A 23091-nucleotide genomic window follows, 5' to 3' on the forward strand; every position below is an offset into this window, starting at 1 on the left:
TTTGACCTGCCGACCTTATTCCCCTAATCTGAACACTCACTAGCTAAAACGAGAATAATACTATGCGAGTTTCAATGATCAGCGTTGCCTTAGCCGCTTCGCTGATATGCACCCAAGCCCTAGCGGCCACCTATATACAAGCAGGCAAGCTTATCCCCGCCAATTCAGACAGGGTAATGAGTGAAGTGACCGTAGTGGTCGATGGCAATAAGATCAGCAAAATCCATCAAGGCTATATTTCCGGCGGCGAACAAGATGAACTGGTCGATCTTAAAACGCACACCCTTATGCCTGGCTTGATGGATATGCACACCCACGTTACCTCGCAACACAATGGTCCATCGAGTTACATGGAGCGATTTACCCTAAATGAAGCCGACTATGCCATAAAAGGCGTTCAGTACGCCAAGCGTACACTTCTGGCGGGTTTCACCACTATTCGCAACTTAGGCGATGGTTATAACGAGTCGGTAGCCCTACGCAATGCGATCAACAAAGGTGTCGTGGAAGGCCCACGTATTTTTACAGCGGCAAAATCAATTGCCACAACGGGTGGGCATGCTGACCCGACCAACGGTACAGCAAAGAAAATTCAAGGTGACCCAGGCGCCGCTGACGGCGTAATTAATGGCGTAGCAGAGGCACGTAAAGCCGTTCGTCAACGCTATAAAGACGGCGCAGACTTAATCAAAATCACGGCCACTGGCGGGGTTTTATCTGTCGCTAAAAGTGGTCAGAATCCGCAGTTTATGGACGATGAATTAAAGGCTATTGTTGATACTGCTAAAGATTATGGTATGACAATCGCCGTTCATGCGCACGGTAAAGAAGGCATGGAGCGCGCGATTGAAGCAGGTGTGACATCCATCGAGCATGGCACCTACATGGACAAACAAACCTTTAAACTGATGAAAAAGCATCAGACTTACTATGTTCCTACAGTGATGGCTGGTAATTGGGTAGCTGAGAAGGCCAAAATTGATGGTTTCTTTCCAGAGTTAGTACGCCCCAAAGCCGCGACTATAGGGCCTCTGATTCTACAAACGTTGGCTAATGCACATAAAGCCGGGGTTAAAATTGCGTTTGGTACGGATTCAGGTGTATCCGCTCACGGTGATAATGGCTTAGAGTTTGTGCTTATGGTCGAAGCAGGCATGAAACCCATAGAGGCTATTCGAGCTGCAACCTATCATGGCGCAATATTAATCGACCAACTCGATTATTTAGGCACCATAGAAGATGGCAAGTTAGCAGATTTAGTCGCGGTATCAGGTGACCCGCTAGACGATATCAAAAGGATGCAGCAGATCAGCTTTGTGATGAAAAACGGCCAGATATATAAAACACCTGAAGCATAGAAATTGAGAACAATCGGGTTGTGTTGCCTTAATAAGAATATAGCGCGGCACGCTCAACTCGGTGACTTATTTGAATCCCTTAGCGCCACAACACTATTTATCACTTTGGAGCGACACATGAAATTGAGCAAACTAGCATTAACTGTTTTGACTGCCAGCAGTTTTTTATTTGCAGGCTCGGTAATGGCCGATCAGCACCCCCTTAAAGAAAAAGTCCAGGCCGCTATGGCCAGTGACATAAGAAGCACCCAAGAGACCGCACGGGACGATAACCGCAAACCCCTAGAAACCTTAGCGTTCTTTGGATTAAAACCTGATATGCACATTGTCGAGCTTATTCCAGGGGGGGGATGGTACACCAAGATATTAGCCCCAGTGGTTAATGATGAAGGGCAATACTACGCAGCAATAGGCGCAAATCACGTTGGTGACACATTATTTAAAGAGCCTGGATTTGAAAAAGCGAAAGTGACTGCACAAAATGCCCGCTTGTGGCGCGAAGATGGGGCCCGTTTCTATTCTCTTGATGTTGATTCACTCGGTGTAAGCAATATAGATATGGTGCTTACGTTTCGTAATTACCATAATTTTAATGAACAAGGCCGCCGTAAAATGAATGAAGTCGCTTTTGCTGCACTCAAGTCAGGCGGTATCTATGCGGTCGTTGACCATACTGCGCGCCATAACGAGCCAGCGAGTAATGCAAATCGCCGCAGAGTAGACCCAGTGTTAGCCATTCATGAAATTCAGCAGGCAGGCTTTGAGCTGGTGGATGTCAGCGATTTACATTACAGAGAAGATGATGAGCTTAGGTTTGAAGTCGGTGCAAAAAGCGTAACAGGGAATACCGATCGCTGGACGCTAAAATTTAAAAAGCCCTAGTTCAAAAAGACGTAGTGAAAAATTAACTAACTAAAACAATTAGTTAAAAACCGCTATTAACCTTCCTTGAGTACCTATTCTAGGTCACTCAAGAAAGGTTAAATAATTTAACAATAATAATTGATAATCATTCTCATTTGCGTTAATTTGATTTTACGCAATTAACACGAGAATCGATATGTCACAGAACTTTCTATGCCCCAACCACCGCCAGTGGTTAGCAACCAACCCTATGGCCGCACATACTCATCTGCGTGAAACCCAAGACACAGGCCAATACTACCGTGAGCAAGGTGCTTGGCAACAAGCGTTACCTTACCTAGGTTGCGCCTATGAAACCGCTGAAATAGTGATGACCCAAGCTGAAAGGCAAACCTCTTCAAACGTTGTTGATTTCACCGCCACCGCAGTGCTATTGGCCGATACTCTGCAAAAACTAGGAAAAAGGACCCTTAGCTTAGCCGTCTACGAGCAGGCACAAAAACGCCTCAAGCCAGAACTGACCCTAAGTTACCAACAACCTACACTACAGCGTTGTATTATCGATTGTATTAAGTCTTTGGCGTTAGGGGCGGGCTTTCATCAGAAGTTTATGCATTCGCAGCTCAACGAGGAACACGCTCTTCATTAATCTTTATAACGGGTGGATATAACATGCAAACTTATAGCCCTAAGTCACGAGACCAAGAACAGTTCGTGCCCATTCAATTACGGGTAGACGTACTTAAACGCTTGTTGGCTGAGCACAACGTATGCGCTGAAGAACTGCATTGTGATTGTACTCACAGTAAACGCATTTTAATGAATCTATTGTTGCAAGCCGCTGCTGTTTAGAACAGCGGCCCCTATCAAATTAGATCAATTCTGAATAAATATAGAAAGTAAGTACTAACTTTGGTCTTTGCGTATCAAGTAACGATAGGGCTTTGAGTCCACGTCACTGGCAATTAAAGTATGCCCCATAAAGCGACAAAAGCTAGGGATGTCGCGGGTAGTAGAGTGATCGTCGGCACTGATAGCCAACGTCTCCCCAAGTTGCATATTACGTATACTTAACCGCACCATCATCACAGGCTCGGGGCAACGTAAACCAATAGCATCAAGCTGGTGATTAGCATCCCCAAAATTATTGGATGTCACTTCAGATCCCATAATCAACACGGTATTGCTTGATATTTTTCAAATGCTCAGCCAACTCAGGTTGCGCTGAAGCTTGGGTTTGTAAGTACTCGATTAGATCAGCCAGACTAACAATAGACACCACTTTCGTAGCAAAATCTCGCTCAACTTCTTGAATGGCAGACAACTCACCTTGGCCTTTCTCTTGGCGGTCAAGTGCAATCAACACACCCGCTAGACTCGCATCATGGGCAGCGATTAACGCCATCGATTCACGTATAGCCGTGCCCGCTGTAATCACGTCGTCCACTAACATCACTTTGCCAGCTAACGCGCTCCCCACTAAATTTCCACCTTCACCGTGGGTTTTGGCTTCTTTTCGGTTGAAGCAGTAAGGCTTATCAACATCGTGCTTGTCAGCTAATGCTACAGCGGTTGTTGTTGCAATGGGGATCCCTTTGTAAGCAGGGCCGAATAACAAATCGTATTCAATATTCGACGCTTGCAGTGCCTGAGCATAGTACTGACCTAATTTAGCCAAATCACGGCCTGTATTAAACAAACCTGCATTGAAAAAGTACGGGCTTTTACGCCCAGACTTCAAAGTAAATTCACCAAATTTGAGCACACCACGGCCCAAGGCAAATTCAATAAACTCTTTTTGATAATCTAGCATTAATCTACCTATGTATTGAGATGTTGATTGGCCAATTCTTAGTTAAGTGCAGCTTTTTGCTCGTCGAACAATTCACGGATACCGTGTTTTGCCAGCTCTAGCATTTCATGCATTTCTTCAATACTAAAAGGTTCGCCTTCAGCAGTACCTTGTACTTCGATCATTTTACCCGTATCGGTCATCACCACATTCATATCGGTTTCTGCTTCTGAGTCCTCTGTGTATTCCAAGTCAGCAATCGCATTGCCCTTGTATATACCCACAGAAATCGCCGCGATCATGTGCTTCATAGGGTTGGTTTTGATGATCCCTTTGCTGCGCATCCATGTAAGCGCATCAACAAGTGCCACACACGCGCCAGTGATGGATGCAGTGCGTGTACCGCCATCAGCCTGAATGACATCACAATCTACAACTATGGTGTTTTCGCCAAGCAGTTTTAAATCAAGCGCGGCACGTAACGAACGAGCGATTAACCGCTGAATTTCCAATGTCCTACCACCTTGTTTACCACGAGCCGCTTCACGATCTGAACGAGTATGGGTCGCACGTGGCAACATACTGTACTCAGCATTCACCCAGCCTTTACCTTGGCCTTTCATGAAACGGGGCACACCTTCAGTCACAGAGGCGTTGCACAATACTTTCGTGTTGCCGAACTCAATCAATACAGAACCTTCTGCATGACAAGTGAAATTACGGGTAATAGTAACTGGGCGAATTTGGCTTGCGGTTCTGTCGTTCGGGCGCATGGATAACTCCTATAAATAATTTGCGCGCATTATACCGAATTGATGCCGCGGGTTCTTACAAAAATATGGCCAATGTTGCACTTATTCTGCCACTGAAAACGTTTGAAAAAATGTTAGCTATCGCGCATGGGTGTCACAGGGGTATAATACCCATTAGTTTTCACCAAGGAATGAACCTAATGATTTACAGCATGACCGCATTTGCCCGTCGCGAACTTAAAGCACAGTGGGGTACAGCCGTATGGGAAATCCGCTCTGTTAACCAACGTTTTCTTGAAACCTACTTTCGTCTTCCAGAGCAATTCAAAAGCCTAGAGCCCATATTGCGTGAACGTTTTCGTAAACAATTACAGCGCGGAAAAGTAGAATGTGCGTTACGTTTTGTAGCAAACGATGCAGCGGTCGGTAAATTAAGTTTGAATGAAGATTTGGCTCGCCAAGTGATGAACGCAGCTGACTGGGTGCAATCTCATGGTCAATCATCAGGTGTAAACCCATTAGACGTACTGCGCTGGCCTGGTGTTATCGCCGCAGAAGAAACTGATATGGAAGGGATTCAAGCCGATGTCTTAGCTGAATTCGACGCCACGTTAAGTGATTTTATTACGGCCCGCGCCACCGAAGGTACCAACCTTAGAGCGATGATCGAACAGCGTCTTGATGGCATTCAAGTGGAAGTCGATAAAGTGACCCAGCACATGCCTGATGTGCTCAAGTGGCAAAAAGACAAGATTCTTGCCCGCTTTGAAGAGGCTAAGATTGAACTTGATGCCACCCGCGTAGAGCAAGAGATGATCATGCTGGCGCAAAAAGTCGACGTGGCGGAAGAGCTGGACCGCTTAGTATCACATATTGGTGAAACCCGTAAAATTTTAAAAAAAGGCGGCCCTGTAGGTCGTCGGTTAGATTTTATGATGCAAGAGTTTAACCGTGAGTCAAATACACTAGGCTCTAAGTCAATCAATAGCGACATCACCCAATCAGCGGTCGAGTTAAAAGTATTGATTGAGCAAATGCGCGAGCAGATAGCGAATATAGAGTAAACACATACCCATAAATTTATTCAAGCTGAACAGCGCTTAGATTATTGCTTCAGCGGCATTCCCCGCATTGCGCTGTTGGTATATACGGGCAAACATTGAATGCATTCGAAGCGGCCGGCGTGACGCCTGCGATCTCTAGCCAGCCACGTTCAATGCGAACCTTGCTGGTTGAAGTCGGTGCAGGGCTCGGTATAGGCGTGGCACCCTATTGCATTAAACGATTGGTTAGCAATAGTTGTGCTTTCGTTAAAATCAATGAAATCAGCGTACCTATTCCATTCGTTGCTCAGTTTAAGCACTCTCCCATGAATCCAACCGTGTCTAGCTTCGTGAACTTGCTAGCTGAGCGTAAATCTGACATACAAAGGTTAATGTCGCCGCCATAATATGAAAAATAATCGTGTTACTCATTTTCTTACTTCTCGAATACATGCCCGAGCCTGTGTTTCATGTGAAACACAGAAGCTCTTAAACTTCTTACGATCGCACTTCATGTGCTTTACAACCTAACTGCATATATAAGCAGCATTTCCACTAACGCTGAGGTTTAATTACATGGGCGAGTACCCTAGTATGCCGAGCATTCGAGTTAGCCGCTATTTCATCTCAATATCACTATTTAGCCATTTCAGAAGGGTCAAATACATGGCGAATACCATGGATATGAGTGTCGAAAAATTTAACAGTAACTGTAAAAAAAATTGAATGCTGAAATTAACACCTTGATTTTTATCATTTTTAATTATGTGGCTTGCTATATGCTTTTTATTGAGAAGAGATGTAGTACTGAGTATGCCCTAACATGGCATACCTATTTTAACTGATAGATAACTAACTGGTTTAAATGCGCAGATGTCTTGTTTAACACGAAAATTACAGCAGCAGCTTACTCGTTATATCCAACGAAATAGCAATGTATTAGCCGCTAACGATGCAGAGCAAATTCGCAATGTACTTGTGAGTAAAGGCGTATGCCCTTCAGATGTCACAACCGATCAGGTTAAAGTGATTCTGCAGGACGCCCGTAGTAGCTAAATGGCGATAGATTCGTTGAAGTAACGATTGAAGTCTAATTTGAATTCACTGGCCAGCACCGCCTTCTCAACGCGATACTGAGAGTGAAGTAAGTCAATCTCCACGGGTGGCAAATAGTGAGCGCTGCGCACTGAATAAAAAACCTTCACCTGTGGTTTAAGGGGGTTATTCTCATTTTGCTTAATCACAACAGCTATTTTCTCGCTAGAGAGTTTCACTAAACTTCCCACTGGATACACACCAATACATTTTATGAACTGCTCGACTAAGTGTTGATCATACTTTAACGGTGTTTCTTCATGGAGTATTTTCAGTGCTTTTTGCGAAGGCATTCCCGCTTTATAGCAACGATCTGCGGTGATAGCATCGTAGGTATCCACTATGGCTATCATACGACCAAATTTGGTTATTTCATCTCCCCGGGCACCATCTGGGTAACCATAACCGTCGAGTCGCTCATGGTGTTGTGAAATAGTTTCAATCATACGCTCTGGTATACCCATCTCTTCTAACACTCGGATACCGTAATATACGTGATCACGCATAATCACCATTTCTTGGTCAGTCAAACGACCCGGCTTATGTAGGATCTCATCGGGGACTTTGATTTTTCCTATATCATGCAGGAAACCTGACAACGCGAGTTCTTGCACTTCTTCTTCTGGCATTTCTAAGTAATTGGCAAAGTTGGCTAGCAAGATAGCGACGTTTAAGGAATGCTCAAGCAGGTAACTGTCTTTTTCACGAATTTTAGTCATGCACAAAAGGGCATTTGGATTACGGTCAATAGAAGACACCAAATTAGAGGTAAACTCTTTTGGAATGGCTATATCTATAGGCAAGCCCTTGTCAGCCGCCTGTAGCATTCGCCGTTGCAGTATTTTACCTTTCTCGTGAAGCTTTGCCGCCTTACCTATTTCGTCAGCAAACGGAATATCTAGCTCTGAAGGTGGTTCCACATCAGGGGCGGGCTCTTCCTCCTTTACCAGTTGCTTACTCAAATCAATGACAATCGAAACAATACCCTGCTTCTTCATGGCAGTGATCGCCGTATTTGTTGTCACCCGTCCTCTGCTTTTGATTTTCAGGTTGCCATTTTGCTCTGCAATTGAGTCTACATACATGCCGACTTCTAAATCGCTCACCGGGATAGTTTTTAGCACTAAAAATAGATTCCAATTGGGTGAAAAACGCAGGTTGAGAGAAAAATAAACGATTTTACAAATTAGCGCAAATCCAGTGGCAATTCCGGCGTTTAATCGGTGGAGTATTTGCCGATATTTTATTCATGTTTGGGTTTTGATTTGCGTAAAAATCTTACAATTACATTGAAAAACGACCATTCACGAAAAAAAACAAATTAATAACAATTTTTGTTAATGATAAGTTAAATACTGCAGATTGACATATAGTTAACATGACTTTAACGTAATCCAGCGTTTACATCTTGTTGTTTGTGTAAGGCTGTTTGGAACACCAAGGAACGCGACTCTTTTGATGATAATAATAGGGCTCACAAGGTACACGTTATGAACACACATATAAATTTCAAAAAGTCATTGCTGACCAGCAGTATTTCAATGTTGCTAAGTAGTGCAGCGATAATGCCTTCAGTTGCGCAAGGGCAAATAGCACCAGAAGATGTAGAAGTGATACAGGTGACAGGTATTCGTGGCAGCTTATTACGCGCAATGGACATTAAGCGTGATTCTAGTGGCATAGTGGACGCAATTTCAGCAGAGGACATGGGCAAATTCCCTGATTCTAACTTAGCTGAATCATTACAACGTATCACGGGCGTCTCTATTGACCGCGCAAGTGGTGAAGGGTCTCAAGTGACGGTTCGTGGCTTTGGCGCCGCCAACAACTTAATTACCTTAAATGGCCGTCAACTGCCGACCACAACGGGTAGTAGAACGTTCGACTTTGCAAATATAGCGTCTGAAAGTGTATCAGGCGTTGAGGTTTATAAAACTGCTGATGCCAGCGTTACCTCAGGCGGGATAGGCGCAACAATCAACTTATCCACTCACAGACCATTCCATTCTCCCGGCACAAAAGCAACGTTTGGCGCTAAATTAGTGGACGATAAATCTACAGACAAGGGTGATGTCACACCCGAGATCAGCGGTTTGTACTCGCAAACGTTTGCTGATGAAACCGTTGGTATTTCAATATCTGGTAGTTATCAAGAACGCGAAAGCGGCATGCAGCAGTTTTTAGCAGACCAAGGTTATCGCGCGAGTGAATATACGAATACCGGCTGGGGTGGTGTTCCTGCAGGCGCTGAAGGTGGCATAAACCGCCCAACATCCGGCATTTATTCTAATCCTCAACAACCAAGATATGTCTTCGAAGAGCGTCAACGAGAACGCACAAATGGGCAGCTAGTTTTACAATTTAGACCAACCGATAACCTTACTGCCACGTTAGATTACACACTTATTCGCAATGATATTGAAGAGCAACATACAGATGCGTCTGTTTGGTTTAACTATGCTGGGGATCGAAGTGAATCCGTATGGGCTGGAGCACCTAATGCTGTACCTTTGATTTACTCTGAAATATACGAAATCAACAGCGAAGCTGATCTGCAAGATACCTCATTAACTGTTGGCGCTTGGGGCCGAGAAGAAAGCATCGACTCTATCGGACTGAATCTAGACTGGCAGGTCAGTGATGCCTTGCAACTCACACTAGATCACCACAGTTCAGAAGCTGAAATGAGAGCGTCCGATCCGCGTCATGGCACACGTAACAACTTGCAACTCCCCTCTTACACGCGAACCCGAACCGGACTAGACTTGACAGGAGAGTTACCAGGGATTGCTACAGGTAACATAGAAAACTTTAATCCCAACACCATGCGTTTATCGGGCAGTTGGTTTGCCAATGATTTTTACACCTCAGAGATAGACCAAACCCAAGTCAGCGGTAAGTACTTTTTAACTGACGAGGCCAGTATCGACTTCGGTGTATCAGTCAACACCGTCAATAATCGCTACCGCCATACCCAAGTGCAAAGAGCAGATTGGGGCGGTGTAGGTGAAGAAGGGGATTTCGCTGACGTTGACTGGACGGAAGACACAATATTAGACAAATTCAACGCCAACGCTGGGAATTTTGAAGGAACAGCAACCCAAGGCGACTATGACTTATTCAACCGCATTTGGTATGCAGATTTTGATGAAATTGTCAGAGCTGCAGAGTTTGCTGATCCGGTTGCCAACGTAGACACCGTATGGGGTGATTGTTTAGCACCTGAGGGCGCATCTGCTGGCCCTAATGGAGAAGGACATTTTTGTGCTTCAACCGATTGGGATGCCGACACCAACCGCTTTACGGAAGAAGAAACCACAGCAGCATTTGTTCAATTGCACTATGACGGCGAATTAGGGGACATGCCATACGATGCTCACTTAGGCATGCGCTTCGAAAAAACCGATGTTACCTCAACCGCTTCGGCACCGGGTTATAACCGCGTTGAATGGTCAGAAGATACTTCGACTGCGGTTACAGGACTAACAGGCATTGAAACCTTGAGCCAAGAAGCAGATTACTCGCAGTTTTTGCCAAGTTTCAACTTCAATATATCAGTTACAGATGATGTCATAATGCGCGCCGCTGTGGGGAAAACCATATCAAGAGCCGGTTACGGCGCACTGCAAGGGGGTACGACTATCAATACCTCAGGCAGTTTAAGTGGATATTCTGGTACCTCAGGTAATCCGGGGCTTCGACCTTTAGAGTCTATAAACTATGATCTTTCTGCTGAGTGGTATTACGATGAAGGAAGCTATGTTTCTTTAGGCTATTTCAGAAAAGATGTGACCAAATGGATTACCACTGGTACAACCAACTCAACTGTGTTCAATCTTGCTAACCCATTGAATGGTGAAAAATTTGACGCCGCTGTTGCCGCCTTAGGCGCCGGAGCGAGTAACCAACAAATTCGGACGTATATTTTCGAAAATTATGCTGATGACCCTAACGTTACCCCTAATTTTGACGAAAATGGCGAACTAGACGGCGGTATTATTTTGGGTGATCCAGCCACCGATAACACAGTCAACTTTAGAATTAATGTTCCTGTCAATGGCGACACAGAACATACCATTGATGGCATTGAATTTAACGTTCAGCACCTGTTTGGTGAATCTGGCTTTGGCGGTATCGCTAACTACACTATGGTGGATTCAGGTTTAAAATATGATAAATCGTCGTTAGGTGATACCGAATCCTTAGTGGGTTTGAGCGATACAGCCAACTTAGTTTTATTCTATGACAAAGAGGGTTTGCAAGCGCGCATTGCATACAACTGGCGCGACGAGTTTTTAAATGAGCGACGTGTCAATGGGGATTTAACAGCGCCCGTTTTTACTGATACTTATTATCAAATTGACTTTAACTTAAGTTACGAAATAAAACAGCTAAAGGGACTGACCGTATTTTTAGAAGGTATTAACATCACCGATGAATATACCAATGAGTTTGGTCGGGACAGCCAATTGATCTACAAACTCACACAAACTGGTGCCCGATATAACATTGGCGCTCGATACACGTTTTAACTTTCAGGATGTTCGCACTCTGCGAATCGGAAGCCGTCTTATAGTTAAATAATTTTAGCCGCGAACTGTCATGAGTGCCGCGGCTTTTTCGCCAATGACTCGAACCAGGTCATTACAAGGCGCAAAAACATGTCAGCAATTACAATTAAAAAGTGGGGCTTTTATGGCAAACCATGTATTACTCAACAGCGTTGAACACAGCGACCTAAAAATTATCACCACCCGGAGCGAGAAATATGGTGATAATCTTTGGTTTTCGCCCACCTTTGTTGACGAGATACGCAGTGTACAAGCGCATTACCCTATCGTATTTCACAAAGACCAAAACAGTGGCCAGTTCACACCGGTCGCTCTTTTTGGTTTTGAGCAGCAAGAAAATCTATTTTTAGAATCCTCAAAATGGTGTGCAACCTACATCCCCTTGTCTGTTCAACGCATGCCTTTCTTCATTGGTAGACAAGATGTGACGACCGATGGCGGAACTGAGCAGCAACGTGTGATTACCTTAGATATTGATTCTCCACGCGTTAGTAAAACGCAGGGTATCGAGTTGTTTTTAGAATACGGTGGAAATAGTCAATACTTAGAAGACATAGCCGCCATACTTGAAACCTTGCATCATGGCCTGCAAGGCAATGACAACTTTGTAAATGCGCTAACAAGCCTCAATTTATTGGAGCCCATGACACTTGATATCACCTTAGATAATGGCGCTAATCATCAATTAGTGGGTTTCTATACCATTAATGAAGACGCACTCAATTCCCTTAGTTCAGACAACATAGTGCAGTTACATAAAGCTGGGTATTTGCAAGCTGCTTATCTGATTTTAGCCTCGCAAGTGCATTTCAATGATTTAGTGGCCTTGAAAAACAAGCGGGTCGCACAAGAGGAATAATCGGAGAACACTGACGTGCCTTTATCCAACGTGAAGCAGATTACTCAAAAGGTCAAACATCTTGAGGGGATAACGCCTAAGAATATCCCTGAAGCTTTGCTCAACAGCCAACAACCCATTGTACTGAAAGGTTATTGCAACCACTGGCCATTGGTAAAAGCCGCTAAACGTTCTGATGACGCGGCGGCACAACACCTTTTACAGTTCGATAAAGGTGCCTCTTTTCATACTCATTATTTGCCGAGCACCGCCCAAGGGCGAGTGTTCTATAATGCTGCAATGACAGGCTTTAACTTTGAATCAAGCCAACAACGCTTGCCACAAATACTGACAGATATTCTGCACAACGCTCACAATAAAACAGGGCAGTGCGTGTATGTTAGCGCCACCAGCCTTGAGCAAAGTTTGCCTGGTTTACTCGAGCAAATAGACACCTTACCTGAGCTCAACTCCCCACTAGTGAATATTTGGTTGGGTAATGCGTGTCGTATAGCCGCGCATTATGACGTTGCCCAAAACCTAGCATGCTGCGCGGTTGGTAAAAGACGCTTTACCTTGTTTCCTCCTGAGCAATTAGAAAATCTATACGTTGGTCCGTTAGACAAGGCCCCAGGTGGTCAAGCAATTAGTACTGTGGATTTTAATCAGCCCGACTTAGTGAAATATCCAAAATTCGCACTGGCGTTAGAAGCGGCTCAAATGGCTGAATTAGAAGCAGGAGACGCACTTATCCTCCCCAGTATGTGGTGGCACCATGTGCAAGGCTTAAGCGAGTTTAATGTGCTTATTACCCATTGGTGGCGCGACACGCCAGCACAAATGGGTAGACCTATGAATGCCTTGTTATTAGCCATGATGAGTATTCGTGACTTACCTGAGCAGCAGCGAAGTGCGTGGAAAAACCAGTTTGACCATTATGTCTTTAAGCACCATCCAGAGGATTTTTCGCATATCCCAGAGGCAGCCAAAAGCATACTGGCGAGTCCAATGGATGACACAAACATTAGAAAACTGCGCGCTGATCTACAAAATAAACTCAGACGATAATAACGTTAACAAATCGAGTAAAAATTGATGCAACAGGACGCGATAAAGAAAATCGTTATTGCTGGCGGAGGTACAGCCGGCTGGATGTCAGCGGCAGCGCTTGGCAAGCTATTTGGTAAAAATATAGACGTAACACTCGTTGAGTCAGACGCTATCCCCACAGTGGGCGTCGGTGAGGCAACCATACCGACTTTGCACTTGTTCCACGACCTGCTGAAAATTAAAGAATCAGAGTTTATGGCTGCCACCAATGCAACATTTAAGTTGGGTATAAAATTCGATGATTGGTACCAAAAGCCGCAATCCTATATTCATTCTTTTGGTCGATTCAACCATGGCTGCTGGGCGGCTGGTTTTCAACATTTTTGGTTGCGAGGAAAGAGGTTAAACATCGCATCTGAGATAGGTGACTACTGCCCAGAGCATGTAGCCTGCAGAATGGGGAAGTTCGCAACGGCACCGAAACAAGAGCGTAATCATGCTTTTCATCTTGATGCAGGCTTGTATGCCAAATTTTTACGCAATATCGCTCAGCAATGCGGGGTAGAGCGAATTGAAGGCAAAATCGACAACGTTAATCTTGACCACGACAGTGGCTTTATTCAGTCACTTACCCTAGATAATGGACATCAAATCCAGGGTGACCTATTTATCGATTGCACCGGCTTTAGGGGTTTACTGATTGAACAAGCACTGAACACAGGTTACGAAGACTGGAGCCATTGGTTACCTTGCGATAGTGCCGTCGCTGTTCAAACTGAATTGAACGACGAAACGGTTCCATATACGCGCTCGATTGCCCATCAAGCAGGTTGGCAGTGGCAAATACCGCTGCAAACTCGTATGGGTAACGGCATGGTGTTTTGTAGCAAATATATCAGCGACGATGAGGCCAAAACACAATTGTTATCGAATATTCAGGGTGAAACGTTAAATACCCCAAGAGTACTGAAATTTAAGACGGGTGTAAGGCGTAAACTGTGGAATAAGAATTGTGTTGCGATTGGTCTGGCTGGTGGCTTTATTGAGCCGCTCGAGTCCACCAGCATCCATCTTATACAACAAAGCATTATACGTTTAATGCAGTCTTTACCCACCAAGAAAATGGAAGCAGCGCTCAGCGCTCGATTTAATGCATCCATGCGCGAAGAAATCGATAATATTCGTGATTTCATTGTTCTGCACTACCATGCGACCGCACGTAAAGACTCAGCGTTTTGGCGCTATTGTAAAGATATGCCAATACCTGACTCACTGCAGGCTCGAATGGAACAATTTGCCCAAAGCGGCCACGTGTATCAAGGTAATGGTGAGCTATTCGGAGAAGCTTCTTGGTTACAAGTGATGCTAGGACAGGGTATAACACCAAAAGCATATCACCCCATAGCGGATTTAATGCCAGAACAAGAGCTGGCTAAATTCTTAGCCAGCATAAAACAGCAAACTGAGCGACGCGTTAGTCAATTGCCTAATCATTTAGATTTTATCCGTTACTACTGTCAGTAAAAGAGGGCAATGAATATGGGAGGGCCGATTATAAAATCCACCGCAGAACAACCGCGGATAAACCCAGATCATCAGATCCAAGTGATCAGGATAGGACGTCAAAGAACACCTGTGTTGATCATAGATGATTACTTTGACTCTCTCACCAGTGTGCTGGGTCTCGCTCAGCACACTGCACATTTTATCCCCGATGAAGCCACTTACTATCCAGGTGTTCGTAGTAAGTTACCGAAGGAATATGTACTCGCTAGCCTAAAACCTTTGATGAAAGGGCTGTATAATATTTTTGACATCGCCCCTGAATTAACCCCCGCCCCGGTAGACAACTACTTTTCATTAGTCACGAAACAACCTAACCAATTGTTGCCCCAACAAACACTGCCTCATTTCGATACTAACGATCCAAACTCCTTGGCCGTTGTACACTATTTGAATTCAACCGAGCATGGTGGAACCGGTTTCTACCGCCATAATCGCAGTGGTATTGAACGAGTCACCAAGAGCAATGAACAAGCCTATGGAACAGAAGTGACCGGAATTTTGGCCTCGTCCGACACGCGAGAATACTGCACAACGGCCCATCACGCTTATACTTGTATTCATAAGATACCTTATAAGCAAAATAGGCTGCTGCTTTACCCCGGAAATATCTTACACAGCGCACTTATCAATAATAAGGACATTGACGCTGACCCGATGTCAGGCCGCCTTACTGCAAATATGTTTATTAAATTCCATTAGTAAGTGCATACTATCATTTATAAACTTTATTGCTGAAGCTTCCAAAGCATCTCTTCTAATGTGGGCTGCCACTGAAAACTGACTAATTTGACTCTGTTGCTTAACACCGCCACATTCTCGTCTTGTAGTAATCCTGTCTGTTTCATGGCTTGCTCTGACCCTTTAGGAAAAGCCAGTTGGCCCGAGGAACGTAACACGCGATACCAAGGCACGTTCATATCAGAGGGAACGTAACCCAGAGATTTACCCACTAGGCGTGCACGGCCTGGCAAACCAGCAAGATCAGCAATCTGCCCATAGCTAGCGACTTTACCGGCGGGAATAGCACAAACTGTTTGCCAAATTTGTTTATAATGGGGATTGTGTGACATGGCATTATTTACCTAAAAGCGAGCGTGGGTAAGACATTATACCAATCCGCATTATTAAGTACCCCCCTCAGAATCCGCCCAGTGTTTTTTATTAAGGCGTCGTAATGGTTGTTCCCTTTCAAATAGTGAGAACGCAGAGCAAAAGCCGCTGGGACATTCCTTTTAGGCGAGCTTTTAAAAGGCTCACACTGCGCTGCATGAGTTCGAAAGAGAGCAACTATTCATTCAGTCATGCGCCGTGTTTACGCCCTTTTACATTATCGCTGAGTAATCACTTAGTAACGTAAAATGGTATTAAACAGACTAATATTCTACTGCGTTATATTACACGTTACCCCATTTAGCTTCGCGAAGCATTGCGTTGTATAGGATTTTAAGAGTGAAAAGAGCCATTTGTCGTCGTTGTGATTACCCTCTGTCCGTATGTATCTGCGATTTATTATGCGAGGTTATTAGTTCACAGCGAATTATCATCCTGCAGCATCCCAGTGAGGCACAGCATGCTAAAAATAGTGCAAAGTTAGTCAAGCTTTGTATCCCCGAGAGTGAGATCTGGTTAGGAGAATCTGCCGAAGACTTTTCACACCTTCAACGAGGTATCAAAACGCGTGGAGGGAAGGTAGCCGTTGTGTACCCTAATGACGACAGCGTAGCGTTGGAATCGCTGACTAAAAAGCAACGGACATCAATCGACACGCTGATCTTGATTGATGCCACATGGCGTAAGGCATACAAGATATGGCAGCTAAATCCGTGGTTAAAGCAATATTCGTCGTGGCATTTTGCTAAGCCCCCTGCAAGTCAATATGTCATTCGTAAAACATCCATTGAAGGCGGTTTATCAACGTTAGAAGCCTTAGCTCATGCGCTTACATTAACCCAAGAGATAGATACAAGTGAGTTGGTAACTACATTTGATGAAATGCAAAATCGCGTTTTTGCCCGTCATACCTCGAAGCACGAAACCTAATAGGGTGATTTGAATCAATGTAACAAGTGCCTATTTTTTGGTCATATCATCAGGAAATACAAGCAAATTGGTAAAAACGCTAACCGTATAATGTGATTGTCGTGCATACTTTACTGTAGTCGTAGATCAGCGACATACTTCGGTTTAGATCACTGGATGTTGCGTTTACAGTTTGCGGATCAAAGCTCAGCTTTCAGAACCGCTTTAGTTAGTTGGTGCTAATGTGAAGTCTGTATTTTTTATCATTTTGTTTTTGTCATTTTTTAGTTTCGAGATTGAGGCACAAGATACCTCAATAACGCAATTCTCCGCATCTGAAATTCAACAACAAGATATTAGTCAACGTCTCACCTACTTGAGCATCGGTCATGCACAGCTGCCAAATTACAGATCTCCTCTAGACGATTGGTTGCTGATGTTTGATAAACACGACATGCACGACGTGTTCAAAGACAGATATGTCACCGCGTTCGAGATTTACAACGACACGCAAAATAGCGAATGGTTTATTCATCCCTATGGCTCTGTTGTAGAGTCAATTCAAGTTTCGGTTTATCAAGACTACAGCCCTGTAGTTACGGCATTGAGCGGGCTAGATCACACTAATGTCTACCCTCTTCACTACGGAAGTAAACTTAAGATCCCCCCAGGACAAAGCGTGACTGTGCTGATGGTGTTTAGCAGTGACTTCTTTTTTGCGCCACTAAAAATAGCATTACAAAGCGAACAGCAAATGCGCGACATAGTCGCAACAGATAATATTGTTTTATTTATCTGCTTCGGTGTGTGCTTGGCATTAGGCATATACAATTTATTTATATTTATTGTTATGCGTGACAATCAGTACCTTTATTACGCACTGTCTACGCTTTTTTATACCAGTAGCTGGGCAGCCGTGTTCGGGGTGTTTGAGTATTTGCACATGTTCAGCGCTAAAGATTGGCTGATGGCCGGGTTTCTCTTGGGTTCTGCTTTTTCGGCTTTCTTTCAGATCGCGTTTTTTCGCTTAAATGTGTCATCTAAACCAGCCATGTACTTATTACTTGTACTTGGTTGTCTATGTTTGTTGTTTTTGCCTTTAGCAATTTACAGTCAAGCGCTGGGCCTTATTATTGTATCGATTATGACCTCTGCGGTTTTAATGACAGGCTTGTTCATTGGCATCATGTCTTGGATCAAGGGTTATCGGCCAGCACGCTATTTCACTATCGCAATACTGTGCGTCATCATCCCGAATATTATCGGAAATTTACTTAATCTGAGAATACTGACAGATATCAGCCTCGATATATATTTGCTAGGTTTTGTTGGCATAGCAGCAGATACCTTGATCCTTGCCTTCGCTTTAGCTGAAAAGATGCGATTAGTAAACTCTAGAAATGCTTTACTCAAGCAACAATTAGAACACAAAGTCAAAATCAGGACCCAAGCCCTAAGCGAAGCTAATCGAAAATTAGCCAAATCTAATCACGAACTCGTTGAAGCTAATTCCGCTAAGGATTATTTCCTAGCTAATATGAGCCATGAGATACGTACCCCTCTCACATCGATCATAGGTTACGCTGACGGGATCCTATTAGGCGATATAGACAAAGCCGAACAAGAGCGCGTAACAAATATTATCTATCAAAATGGAGCGCATTTACTTCGCATCATCAACGACATATTAGATTTGAGTAAAATAGATGCGAATAAACTGGAATTTGACACCCAGCCTTGCCACTTATTTACCTTATTAGGAGAGATTGAATCGGTCGCAGGTAAACGTGCGCGAGACAAGGGCATAGGCTTTCATGTTAATTATGACTTCCCGTTACCAGATAAAATTATCACTGATGCCGTTAGGCTTAAGCAAATATTGTTTAATCTAACCAATAACGCCCTTAAATTCACCCACAGCGGTCATATCACGTTAAATGTAAGTATCGCCAATACCACCTTAATAATTAAGGTAATCGATACAGGTGAAGGGATAAGCCAAAGCGATATGCACAAGTTATTTCATCCTTTTACGCAAGCAGACAGCGTAATAAACCGTCAGGTTGGCGGAACCGGCTTAGGCTTAAGTATTGCCAAACGATTAGCTCAAGGCTTAGGCGGTGATATATCCGCACTTAGCCAACTCAGAAAAGGCAGCACATTCACTGTCAGTATTACGTTAGTCACACCCAAAAACGTACCTTGGCTAAGCACCGTTGGTGAAATTGATATGTCTAATATTCACCAAATTACCCACGAAACAGACGTGCCTAAATTTGGAGCATGCAAAGTACTTCTTGCAGATGATCATCCCAATAATCGAGAGCTTGTTGCCTTGTTACTTAAGCGTATGAATATTAACGTAGTGGAAGTGTCTGATGGCCATCAAGCGCTGCAGGCTATGCACACCGGCCAGTTTGATTTGTTATTGCTGGATATTCATATGCCTGAATTAGACGGCATTGAGACACTTAAAGCGATCCGTGGTTCTGGCAACCAAACACCTGCTATAGCGTTAACCGCCAATACCATGAAACACGAAGTAAACCACTATTTGAGAATAGGATTTACTGATCACTTGGCCAAACCCATTGATAGAGACGTGTTTTTCAGCAAAGTCAGTCGTTATCTAAATCTGGCAAAAGCGGACCAATCAAATATCGACAACGATAAAATGCTGCCACTTGTGCAAGGTTATATTACCGATTTACGAGAAGAACTGGGTGCGATAGAGCAAGCCTGGGGTAAGCGGGATTTAGCCAAAATATCGGCTTCGATACACAAAATTAAGGGCGCGGCGGGCTCGTTCGGCTTAGCTAATATTGGTGATGTCTTCAGCCGAATTGAGACATCAGTTAAAAACAACGACGAAGTCGCCTTACTGACGATGCTTCCTCAAGCGTTAAGGCATGCTTATGCTTGTATTAATTTGCCAAGCGTGAACGTAGCGTTAGCAATAGTCAACTTCAACCATTCATTTCCACTTTATCTAGCCCAGTTACCTTATGCCATAAGCCAATGTGAAAACCAACTTGGGGATATTGCCCAAGCGTTACGTGCAGGGGATGACATCGAGACGATGCAATTAATTAAAAATGCGCAAGAGCTGTTCAATCACTATGCTTTTGAGAAAGGGGCATCTTTGTTAGATGAAATAAGCTCCTCAATCGCACGTAAGGATTATAACTCTGATTATCACATTACCGCACTGCAACAGGTCAGAAGTCTGCTGGAGAGTATCAATAGGGCGCTAAAAAGCCATATTAAGAATATAGAGTAATAGCGTTACTAGCGGACATAAAAAACCCGGCGTATAGCCGGGTTTCACATGAAACATTTCTATCTCAATAACTTGCTCAATTATTTGCGTAGCTTTTGAATCAATCGTAACTGCGCGATGGTTTCGGCAAGCTCTGCAGCAGCTTCTGCATATTCGAAATCAGCACTAGGATTTGCAATATTTTCTTCAAGACGTTTCTTCGCCTCAAGAACGGCTTGCTCATCCAGGTCACCAGCTCGAAGTGCGGTATCTGCAAGTACTGATATATGACCGGGTTGTACTTCAAGTACACCACCAGCAACATAAATCAATTCTTCTTCGCCGTGCTGCTTAACCACATTAACCATTCCAGCTTTGATGGTAGTCAACAAAGGAGCATGACCATACTGAACACCAAGCTCACCTTCACTACCGGTGACTTGGATGCTCTGCACTAATCCAGAAAAAATACTGTCTTCTGCGCTTACCACATCCAGTTGAATTGTCATTGCCATATACCCTCCTAACAAAAAAAGTTAAACGTATCCGTAGATACGCTTACATTTTTTTGGCTTTCTCAGATGCTTCTTCGATTGAACCAACCATGTAGAAAGCTTGTTCAGGAAGGTCGTCAAATTCGCCTTCAAGAATGCCTTTAAAGCCGCTGATCGTATCTTTCAATGATACGTATTTACCAGGTGAACCGGTGAATACTTCAGCAACGAAGAAAGGCTGAGACAAGAAGCGCTGAATTTTACGAGCACGTGATACAGACAATTTATCTTCTTCAGATAACTCGTCCATGCCCAAAATAGCAATGATGTCTTTAAGCTCTTTATAGCGTTGAAGAACCGATTGAACACCACGTGCAGTATCATAATGCTCTTGACCAATAACAAGTGGGTCAAGCTGACGTGAAGTTGAATCAAGTGGATCAACAGCAGGGTAGATACCAAGAGAGGCGATATCACGTGACAATACAACCGTCGCATCTAAGTGAGCGAAGGTAGTTGCAGGTGATGGATCGGTCAAATCATCCGCCGGTACGTATACCGCTTGGATAGACGTGATTGAGCCCGTCTTAGTTGATGCGATACGCTCTTGAAGCACACCCATCTCTTCAGCCAATGTAGGCTGATAACCTACCGCAGATGGCATACGACCTAGCAATGCAGATACTTCAGTACCAGCAAGCGTATAACGGTAGATGTTATCTACGAAGAAAAGTACGTCACGACCTTCGTCACGGAATTTCTCAGCCATGGTTAAACCTGTCAACGCCACGCGTAAACGGTTTCCAGGAGGCTCGTTCATTTGACCGTAAACCAACGATACTTTATCAAGTACGTTAGATTCGTTCATTTCATGATAGAAATCGTTACCTTCACGAGTACGCTCACCAACACCAGCGAATACAGAGTAACCACTGTGCTCGATAGCGATGTTACGGATAAGCTCCATCATGTTTACGGTTTTACCAACACCGGCACCACCGAATAAACCAACTTTACCACCCTTAGCGAACGGACATACCAAGTCGATAACTTTGATGCCTGTTTCAAGTAGTTCAATTGAACTTGATTGATCTTCATAAGTAGGCGCTTCACGGTGAATAGACATACGCTCTTCTTCACCAATAGGGCCTGCTTCGTCGATTGGGTTACCCAATACATCCATGATACGACCAAGAGTAGCCTTACCAACTGGAACCTGAATGGCTTCACCAGTATTGTCTACTGTCAAACCACGGCGCAAGCCATCAGTCGTACCCAATGCGATTGTACGCACTACGCCACCACCAAGTTGTTGCTGCACTTCTAGGGTCAAACCTTGCAGATCACCTTCGGTGATACGCAATGCGTCATATATTTTTGGAACCGAATCTTGTGGAAATTCAATATCCACAACGGCGCCAATGATTTGGACGACCTTACCTTGACTCATGTTAATTCCTCTTAAATTCTAAAACCTTTGCCTACACCGCCGCCGCGCCGCTTACAATCTCACTGATTTCCTGTGTGATCGCTGCTTGACGTGCTTTGTTGTATATCAGTTGTAAGTCATCAATTAAGTCACCAGCGTTATCTGTAGCCGCTTTCATCGCGACCATACGAGCTGCTTGCTCAGACGCAGCATTTTCTACTACGCCTTGATAAACCTGAGATTCAATGTAACGAACCAGTAGCGTATCCAAAATTGGTTTTGGATCGGGTTCGTAGATGTAATCCCAACGGTGCTTTAATGCTTTATCTTCAGATTTAGGCAAAGGTAACAATTGATCGATCAGTGGCTCTTGAGCCATGGTGTTAACAAACTTATTAAACACCAAATACAGGCGGTCGATTTTACCTTCGTTGAAGGCGTTAAGCATAATACGCACTAAACCAATCACGTCTTTCACACTTGGTGCATCACCAAGTCCCGATTCAGCAGCCAACATATTGCCGCCGAAACGATTAAAGAACGCACATGATTTAGAACCTAGAGCTGCAAAATCAACTTCTACACCTTGTTCTTGCCATTTCTTCGCATCTTTCGTGACCTTTTTGAATTCGTTGGTGTTCAAGCCACCACACAAACCACGGTCAGTTGAGATAACGATATAGCCGACACGTTTAACTTCACGGTCTTCTAAATAAGGATGGCGATATTCAAGGTTAGCGTTAGCCAGGTGACCGATCACGTTTCGAATATTCTCAGCGTATGGACGACTTGCAGTCATACGGTCTTGCGCCTTTTTCATTTTAGACGCAGCAACCATCTCCATAGCACTGGTGATTTTCTGAGTATTTTTAATACTCCCGATCTTACCTTTTATCTCTTTACCGCTAGCCATAAATCTATCTCCGATTATTCAACGAATGCACTGCCAGTAAAGGCAGTG

The 23091-nt window shown here is 44.0% G+C and carries 22 protein-coding genes; 14 read left to right on the forward strand and 8 right to left on the reverse strand.

Annotated features, from left to right (window positions below; all coding sequences use genetic code 11):
• The first annotated feature begins 62 nt into the window (after positions 1 to 62).
• The 4 genes from PATL_RS21930 (at position 63) to PATL_RS21945 (ending at position 3074) form a co-directional block, all read left to right on the forward strand.
• Positions 63 to 1358, forward strand: a complete 1296-nt coding sequence (locus tag PATL_RS21930; protein WP_011576960.1) for a metal-dependent hydrolase family protein — start codon at positions 63 to 65, stop codon at positions 1356 to 1358.
• Between the two features lie 117 nt (positions 1359 to 1475).
• On the forward strand, positions 1476 to 2240 hold the full coding sequence (locus PATL_RS21935; protein WP_011576961.1) for a class I SAM-dependent methyltransferase: 765 nt from the start codon (positions 1476 to 1478) through the stop codon (positions 2238 to 2240).
• Between the two features lie 178 nt (positions 2241 to 2418).
• Positions 2419 to 2871: a hypothetical protein gene (locus PATL_RS21940; RefSeq protein ID WP_011576962.1), complete on the forward strand. Its 453-nt coding sequence runs from the start codon at positions 2419 to 2421 to the stop codon at positions 2869 to 2871.
• A gap of 23 nt (positions 2872 to 2894) precedes the next feature.
• Complete coding sequence (locus tag PATL_RS21945) at positions 2895 to 3074, forward strand: hypothetical protein (protein ID WP_041714154.1); 180 nt, start codon at positions 2895 to 2897, stop codon at positions 3072 to 3074.
• A 54-nt stretch (positions 3075 to 3128) separates the two neighbouring features.
• On the opposite strand, the gene tusA is transcribed toward PATL_RS21945, so the two are convergent.
• Genes tusA through rph form a run of 3 tightly spaced genes read right to left on the reverse strand, consistent with a single transcriptional unit; the run spans position 3129 to position 4787 of the window.
• Positions 3129 to 3380, reverse strand: a complete 252-nt coding sequence (tusA, locus tag PATL_RS21950; protein ID WP_011576963.1) for a sulfurtransferase TusA — start codon at positions 3378 to 3380, stop codon at positions 3129 to 3131.
• Between the two features lies 1 nt (position 3381).
• Positions 3382 to 4035 (reverse strand): orotate phosphoribosyltransferase, encoded by a 654-nt coding sequence (pyrE, locus tag PATL_RS21955; protein WP_011576964.1) that lies wholly within the window; start codon positions 4033 to 4035, stop codon positions 3382 to 3384.
• 38 nt (positions 4036 to 4073) lie between these two features.
• Positions 4074 to 4787, reverse strand: coding sequence for a ribonuclease PH (gene rph, locus PATL_RS21960; RefSeq protein ID WP_006994938.1), 714 nt, complete (start codon positions 4785 to 4787; stop codon positions 4074 to 4076).
• 179 nt (positions 4788 to 4966) lie between these two features.
• Here rph and PATL_RS21965 point away from each other — a divergent pair, with 179 nt between their 5' ends.
• From PATL_RS21965 to PATL_RS21975, 3 genes are all read left to right on the forward strand, one after another.
• Positions 4967 to 5830, forward strand: a complete 864-nt coding sequence (locus tag PATL_RS21965) for a YicC/YloC family endoribonuclease (protein WP_041714665.1) — start codon at positions 4967 to 4969, stop codon at positions 5828 to 5830.
• A 95-nt stretch (positions 5831 to 5925) separates the two neighbouring features.
• Positions 5926 to 6216, forward strand: coding sequence for a hypothetical protein (locus tag PATL_RS21970; protein WP_041714156.1), 291 nt, complete (start codon positions 5926 to 5928; stop codon positions 6214 to 6216).
• A gap of 466 nt (positions 6217 to 6682) precedes the next feature.
• The gene (locus PATL_RS21975) at positions 6683 to 6865 is read left to right on the forward strand and encodes a hypothetical protein (protein ID WP_041714157.1); all 183 of its coding nucleotides are present in this window, start codon (positions 6683 to 6685) and stop codon (positions 6863 to 6865) included.
• On the opposite strand, the gene PATL_RS21980 is transcribed toward PATL_RS21975, so the two are convergent.
• Positions 6862 to 8028 (reverse strand): HD-GYP domain-containing protein, encoded by a 1167-nt coding sequence (locus PATL_RS21980; RefSeq protein WP_011576967.1) that lies wholly within the window; start codon positions 8026 to 8028, stop codon positions 6862 to 6864. The two genes, PATL_RS21975 and PATL_RS21980, sit on opposite strands and share 4 nt — an antisense overlap.
• Before the next feature lie 366 nt (positions 8029 to 8394).
• On the opposite strand from PATL_RS21980, the gene PATL_RS21985 reads away from it, so the two are divergent.
• The 5 genes from PATL_RS21985 to PATL_RS22005 all read left to right on the forward strand — a co-directional run bounded on the left by PATL_RS21985 (position 8395) and on the right by PATL_RS22005 (position 15628).
• The gene (locus PATL_RS21985; protein WP_011576968.1) at positions 8395 to 11436 is read left to right on the forward strand and encodes a TonB-dependent receptor; all 3042 of its coding nucleotides are present in this window, start codon (positions 8395 to 8397) and stop codon (positions 11434 to 11436) included.
• A gap of 163 nt (positions 11437 to 11599) precedes the next feature.
• Positions 11600 to 12334, forward strand: coding sequence for a SapC family protein (locus tag PATL_RS21990; protein ID WP_011576969.1), 735 nt, complete (start codon positions 11600 to 11602; stop codon positions 12332 to 12334).
• A 15-nt stretch (positions 12335 to 12349) separates the two neighbouring features.
• Positions 12350 to 13381, forward strand: a complete 1032-nt coding sequence (locus tag PATL_RS21995) for a cupin-like domain-containing protein (protein WP_011576970.1) — start codon at positions 12350 to 12352, stop codon at positions 13379 to 13381.
• A gap of 27 nt (positions 13382 to 13408) precedes the next feature.
• Positions 13409 to 14887 (forward strand): tryptophan halogenase family protein, encoded by a 1479-nt coding sequence (locus tag PATL_RS22000; RefSeq protein WP_011576971.1) that lies wholly within the window; start codon positions 13409 to 13411, stop codon positions 14885 to 14887.
• A gap of 15 nt (positions 14888 to 14902) precedes the next feature.
• Entirely contained in the window at positions 14903 to 15628 is a 726-nt protein-coding gene (locus tag PATL_RS22005; RefSeq protein ID WP_011576972.1) for a DUF6445 family protein, read from the forward strand.
• 26 nt (positions 15629 to 15654) lie between these two features.
• On the opposite strand, the gene PATL_RS22010 is transcribed toward PATL_RS22005, so the two are convergent.
• On the reverse strand, positions 15655 to 15999 hold the full coding sequence (locus PATL_RS22010; protein WP_011576973.1) for an MGMT family protein: 345 nt from the start codon (positions 15997 to 15999) through the stop codon (positions 15655 to 15657).
• 379 nt (positions 16000 to 16378) lie between these two features.
• On the opposite strand from PATL_RS22010, the gene PATL_RS22015 reads away from it, so the two are divergent.
• Together PATL_RS22015 and PATL_RS22020 are read left to right on the forward strand one after the other, a co-directional pair.
• A complete protein-coding gene (locus PATL_RS22015; RefSeq protein ID WP_011576974.1) occupies positions 16379 to 16969 on the forward strand; it encodes a tRNA-uridine aminocarboxypropyltransferase in 591 nt (196 codons plus the stop codon).
• 223 nt (positions 16970 to 17192) lie between these two features.
• A complete protein-coding gene (locus PATL_RS22020; protein WP_011576975.1) occupies positions 17193 to 20228 on the forward strand; it encodes a response regulator in 3036 nt (1011 codons plus the stop codon).
• An 80-nt stretch (positions 20229 to 20308) separates the two neighbouring features.
• Here PATL_RS22020 and PATL_RS22025 read toward each other — a convergent pair whose 3' ends face one another.
• The 3 genes from PATL_RS22025 to atpG are packed head-to-tail and all read right to left on the reverse strand — an operon-like array spanning position 20309 to position 23043.
• Positions 20309 to 20722, reverse strand: a complete 414-nt coding sequence (locus PATL_RS22025) for a F0F1 ATP synthase subunit epsilon (RefSeq protein ID WP_006994924.1) — start codon at positions 20720 to 20722, stop codon at positions 20309 to 20311.
• Between the two features lie 43 nt (positions 20723 to 20765).
• Positions 20766 to 22151 (reverse strand): F0F1 ATP synthase subunit beta, encoded by a 1386-nt coding sequence (atpD, locus tag PATL_RS22030; RefSeq protein ID WP_011576976.1) that lies wholly within the window; start codon positions 22149 to 22151, stop codon positions 20766 to 20768.
• A gap of 31 nt (positions 22152 to 22182) precedes the next feature.
• A complete protein-coding gene (gene atpG, locus PATL_RS22035) occupies positions 22183 to 23043 on the reverse strand; it encodes a F0F1 ATP synthase subunit gamma (protein WP_006994922.1) in 861 nt (286 codons plus the stop codon).
• Positions 23044 to 23091: the final 48 nt, after the last annotated feature.

The sequence above is a fragment of the Paraglaciecola sp. T6c genome (assembly GCF_000014225.1).
Classification (GTDB): domain Bacteria; phylum Pseudomonadota; class Gammaproteobacteria; order Enterobacterales; family Alteromonadaceae; genus Paraglaciecola; species Paraglaciecola atlantica_A.

Coding starts and splice junctions, on each gene's coding strand:
- PATL_RS21930 (WP_011576960.1), top strand. CDS start 63: ATGCGAGTTTCAATGATCAGCGTTGCCTTAGCCGCTTCGCTGATATGC.
- PATL_RS21940 (WP_011576962.1), top strand. CDS start 2,419: ATGTCACAGAACTTTCTATGCCCCAACCACCGCCAGTGGTTAGCAACC.
- PATL_RS22025 (WP_006994924.1), bottom strand. CDS start 20,722: ATGGCAATGACAATTCAACTGGATGTGGTAAGCGCAGAAGACAGTATT.
- PATL_RS22000 (WP_011576971.1), top strand. CDS start 13,409: ATGCAACAGGACGCGATAAAGAAAATCGTTATTGCTGGCGGAGGTACA.
- atpG (WP_006994922.1), bottom strand. CDS start 23,043: ATGGCTAGCGGTAAAGAGATAAAAGGTAAGATCGGGAGTATTAAAAAT.
- pyrE (WP_011576964.1), bottom strand. CDS start 4,035: ATGCTAGATTATCAAAAAGAGTTTATTGAATTTGCCTTGGGCCGTGGT.
- PATL_RS21945 (WP_041714154.1), top strand. CDS start 2,895: ATGCAAACTTATAGCCCTAAGTCACGAGACCAAGAACAGTTCGTGCCC.
- PATL_RS22010 (WP_011576973.1), bottom strand. CDS start 15,999: ATGTCACACAATCCCCATTATAAACAAATTTGGCAAACAGTTTGTGCT.
- PATL_RS21985 (WP_011576968.1), top strand. CDS start 8,395: ATGAACACACATATAAATTTCAAAAAGTCATTGCTGACCAGCAGTATT.
- atpD (WP_011576976.1), bottom strand. CDS start 22,151: ATGAGTCAAGGTAAGGTCGTCCAAATCATTGGCGCCGTTGTGGATATT.
- PATL_RS22005 (WP_011576972.1), top strand. CDS start 14,903: ATGGGAGGGCCGATTATAAAATCCACCGCAGAACAACCGCGGATAAAC.
- PATL_RS21975 (WP_041714157.1), top strand. CDS start 6,683: ATGTCTTGTTTAACACGAAAATTACAGCAGCAGCTTACTCGTTATATC.
- rph (WP_006994938.1), bottom strand. CDS start 4,787: ATGCGCCCGAACGACAGAACCGCAAGCCAAATTCGCCCAGTTACTATT.
- PATL_RS21990 (WP_011576969.1), top strand. CDS start 11,600: ATGGCAAACCATGTATTACTCAACAGCGTTGAACACAGCGACCTAAAA.
- PATL_RS21965 (WP_041714665.1), top strand. CDS start 4,967: ATGATTTACAGCATGACCGCATTTGCCCGTCGCGAACTTAAAGCACAG.
- PATL_RS21935 (WP_011576961.1), top strand. CDS start 1,476: ATGAAATTGAGCAAACTAGCATTAACTGTTTTGACTGCCAGCAGTTTT.